This window comes from Achromobacter ruhlandii (genome assembly GCF_902859695.1).
Lineage (GTDB): Bacteria > Pseudomonadota > Gammaproteobacteria > Burkholderiales > Burkholderiaceae_B > Achromobacter > Achromobacter ruhlandii.
This window is the reverse complement of record NZ_CADIJL010000072.1, coordinates 1-3439: the sequence shown is the minus strand read 5'-3', so window position 1 is coordinate 3439 and position 3439 is coordinate 1. Positions and strand designations below refer to the sequence as shown.

At 70.1% G+C, this 3439-nt stretch carries 4 protein-coding genes; all 4 read right to left on the bottom strand.

Annotated elements, in window-relative coordinates; all coding sequences use genetic code 11:
• Positions 1 to 771 (bottom strand): ankyrin repeat domain-containing protein (locus HV742_RS31935; protein WP_175147274.1); only part of this gene is annotated, 771 nt, incomplete at its 3' end.
• A gap of 39 nt (positions 772 to 810) precedes the next feature.
• Entirely contained in the window at positions 811 to 1581 is a 771-nt protein-coding gene (locus HV742_RS31930) for a TatD family hydrolase (RefSeq protein ID WP_054416180.1), read from the bottom strand.
• Between the two features lie 72 nt (positions 1582 to 1653).
• Positions 1654 to 2703 carry a DNA polymerase III subunit delta' gene (gene holB, locus HV742_RS31925; RefSeq protein WP_175147273.1) on the bottom strand — a complete coding sequence of 350 codons (1050 nt, stop codon included), beginning with the start codon at positions 2701 to 2703 and terminating at the stop codon, positions 1654 to 1656.
• The gene (gene tmk, locus HV742_RS31920; protein WP_175147272.1) at positions 2700 to 3323 is read right to left on the bottom strand and encodes a dTMP kinase; all 624 of its coding nucleotides are present in this window, start codon (positions 3321 to 3323) and stop codon (positions 2700 to 2702) included. The genes holB and tmk overlap by 4 nt, the downstream gene beginning before the upstream one ends.
• Between the last annotated feature and the right edge of the window lie 116 nt (positions 3324 to 3439).

Sequence of the window (3439 nt, the reverse complement as noted above, 5' to 3'; positions counted from 1 at the left end):
GGGCGCATCGGCTGGCGGCGCCGCCGCGGCGTCGACCGCGTCAGGCTCCGGCTCGGCCGGCCCGCTCGCGCGGCGGGCCCGCTTGGCCGCTTCCTGCTGTGCGATCAGGGTCTTGAGTTCGGCGGCCAGCTTGGTGGACTTGCCGGTCGTCGCCCAGTCGGCCGCGTCCTGGCCCTTGGTGTCGAGCGTGGTGACGTCGGCCCCCGCCTTGAGCAGCAGGTCCACCATCGGCTTGTTGCCCGACAGCGCCGCCATCATCAGCGGCGTCTCGCCATTGGGGGCCGGCGCGTTCACCATCGCCTTGTTCTGCAACAGCAATTGCGCCATGGCCAACTGCCCCTTGGACGCCGCGTAGTGCAGCGGTGTCCATCCCAGGCGGTTGACCTGCGCGCCGCGCGCCATGAGCGCGCGGGCGCGCTCCACCTGGCCCGCGATGGCCAGGTACATCAAGGGCGTTTCGCCGGCGGGATTCTCGATGTTCACGTCCGTGCGAGGATGAGCCGCCAACACGTCGAAGACCTTCCACGCGCCGTCCGCCACCGCCCGCATGATGGCCGGCTGGCCGTTGCGATAGCGCACGTTCGGGTCGGCGCCCTGCGCGAGCAGGTCCTTGATCTCGTCGGTGTAGTCATTGGCGACATAGACCCACCAGTCCGACGGATTGGCCGCCTGGGCGAGGGCCGGCGCCGACACGGCGACGCACAGCGCCAGCAGCGCGCCACGGCAGTGCGAGGCGAGTCGGCGGCGGGAGAACACAGTGCTGGCAACCATGGTAATCCTGATAATTTACTTTAGCTATTTGACTTTAGATTATTTCTTTATCTTACTGAAAAGATTAAAGAAATTATCCGTGGAGGCCCGTGCCACCTCGGCCACGCTGATCCCCTTCAGTTCGGCGATCTTCTCGGCCACGTGGATCACCTTGGACGGATCATTGAGCTTGCCCCGGTACGGCACCGGCGCCAGGTAGGGCGAATCGGTCTCGATCAGCAGGCGGTCCAGCGGCACCTTGGCGGCAACCTCGTGCACCACGTGGGCGTTCTTGAACGTCACGATGCCGGACAGCGAGATATGGAAATTCTGGTCGAGCGCGGCCTGGGCCACTTCCCAGGTCTCGGTAAAACAGTGCATCACCCCGCCGACCTCGGCCGCGCGCTCCTCGCGCAGCATGCGCACGGTGTCTTCGGCCGACGAACGCGTGTGCACGATCAGCGGCAGCCCGGTATCGCGCGCGGCGCGGATGTGGCGGCGGAAACGTTCACGCTGCCAGTCCAGCGGCTCGGACAGGCGGTAATAGTCCAGCCCGGTCTCGCCGATCGCCACGACCTTTGGGTGGGCCGACAGGCGCGCCAATTCCTCGGGTTCGGGATCGGGGGTGTCTTCGTAGTCGGGATGCACCCCGACCGAGGCCCACAGGTTGGCCTGCGGCTCGACCAGCGACATCAGGCCCGGCCACTCGGGCAGGTTGACGCTGACCACCAGCGCGTGGGTGACCTGGTTGGCGGCCATCCGCTCGAGAATCGCGGGCAGGTCGGCCGCCAGCTCGGGAAAGTTCAAATGGCAGTGTGAATCGACGTACATGAGGCTTGGATCAGGGAGGCCGCGACGCCCCCGCCGCCGGACAGGCCGGGCGGGCGACGGCGTCGCGGCGGGTTATGCCTGGCAGGATAGCACCACGCGCTGCAACGTCGCGTGGGCGAAAAGCTTGCCGTTCAGGGGATGCGTGGCCAGCGCGCGCTGACGCGTGAGCCAGCGCGCGGCTTCGGCGGCGCGCGCGGTGTTCATGCGTCCGGCCACCTCGGCCACGGCCGCCGCCAGCGACGGGAAATAACGCACCGGCGCGCCCGCCGCGGCCAGCATCAGGTCGGTGTACAGGCGCTGCAGGGCGTCGATCCACTCAGCGGGCGCGGCCTTTTCCAAGACCTCGGCCAAGGTGCCCACGTCAGGCGTCTGGCCCTTGGCCAAGGGGCCGACCAACTGCGTCAGCCAGGGCGGGCATGCGGTTTCCGCATGCTGCGCCAAGCGCAGCGCCGCCAGCGGCGCGCCCCCGGCGGCGGCCAGCCATTCGCGCGCGGGCTCCACGTTCTGGTCGCGCAGCCATTGCAGCGCGGTATCGGGGTCCGGCGCCGGCAACGGCAACCGCCGGCAGCGCGACACCAGCGTCGGCAGCAGGCGATCGGGCGCGTCTGCCACCAGCAGGAACACCGTGTGCGGCGGCGGCTCTTCCAGCACCTTGAGCAAGGCGTTGGCCGACACCACATTCAGCGCGTGCGCCGGATACAACAGCGCCACGCGCCAGCCGCCACGATGGGTGGCGGTGTTGAACCAGGATTCCAGCGAACGGATCTGGTCGATGCGGATTTCCTTGGACGGCGCCTTCTTGGCGGCGCCGGCGGCCGGCTCGGCGTCTTCCGAGGGCTCGGCGGCGTCGGCGCCCTCCTCGACCGCCACGGCCTCGGGCCGGATGCGGCGCAGATCGGGGTGGTTGCCGCTGGCGAACCAGGCGCAGGCGGCGCAATGCCCGCAGGCCAGGCCGTCCTGCGGCGTCTCGCACAGCAGGCTGGCGGCGGCCGCCACCGCGAAATCGAGCTTGCCGATGCCGGCCAGGCCATGCACCAGCCAGGCATGGGCGAAACGCTCGCGATTGCCGAGCCAGGCCCGCGCCGTTTCCATCTGCCAGGGCAGGAACTGGGGCGCGCTCATGGACGGTCCGCCACCAGCTCGCGCAGCCCGGCTTCGAGCTCCAGCCGGATCTCGGCAATCGCCCGGGTCGAATCGATCACGCGGATGCGGTCGGGTTCGGCCGCGGCGCGGGCCTGGTAGGCCGCGCGGGTACGTTCAAAGAAAGCGGCGCCTTCGCGCTCGAAGCGATCCGGCTCGCGGGCGTCGGCCAGGCGGGCGCGCGCCACTTCCAGCGGCACGTCAAACAGCCAGGTGCGATCGGGCCGGCCCGCCTGCATCCAGGTTTCCAGCGCGGCCACGCGCGCGGCGCCCAGCCCGCGGCCCCCGCCCTGATAGGCATAGGTGGCGTCGGTGTAGCGGTCGCACACCACCCAGGCGCCGCGCGCCAGCGCCGGCTCGATCACCTGGCGCAGGTGCTCGCAGCGGGCCGCGAACATCAACAGTGTTTCGGTGTCCAGGCCCATCGGATCGGTCAGCACCAGCGCGCGCAGCTTTTCGCCCAGCGGCGTGCCGCCAGGTTCGCGCGTCGACACCACTTCCAGGCCCTGGCCGCGCAGGAATTCGGCGATCCATTGCGTGTGCGTGCTCTTGCCGGCGCCGTCCACGCCCTCCAGCGTGATGAAACGTCCGCGTGAGGTCATTGCTCTTGTCCTTGTGCTGGCGCCGGATCGCTGTCCGGCGCGGGGGTGGGTGCCGCCTCCTGGGCCGGCGCGCCGGCTGGGGGGGGCGCGGCGGGCGCGGGCGGCCTGCCGGCCGG

What these genes read in the sequence shown, in the direction of transcription:
- HV742_RS31930 (WP_054416180.1), bottom strand. Translation starts at nt 1,581, where the DNA reads ATGTACGTCGATTCACACTGCCATTTGAACTTTCCCGAGCTGGCGGCC.
- holB (WP_175147273.1), bottom strand. Translation starts at nt 2,703, where the DNA reads ATGAGCGCGCCCCAGTTCCTGCCCTGGCAGATGGAAACGGCGCGGGCC.
- tmk (WP_175147272.1), bottom strand. Translation starts at nt 3,323, where the DNA reads ATGACCTCACGCGGACGTTTCATCACGCTGGAGGGCGTGGACGGCGCC.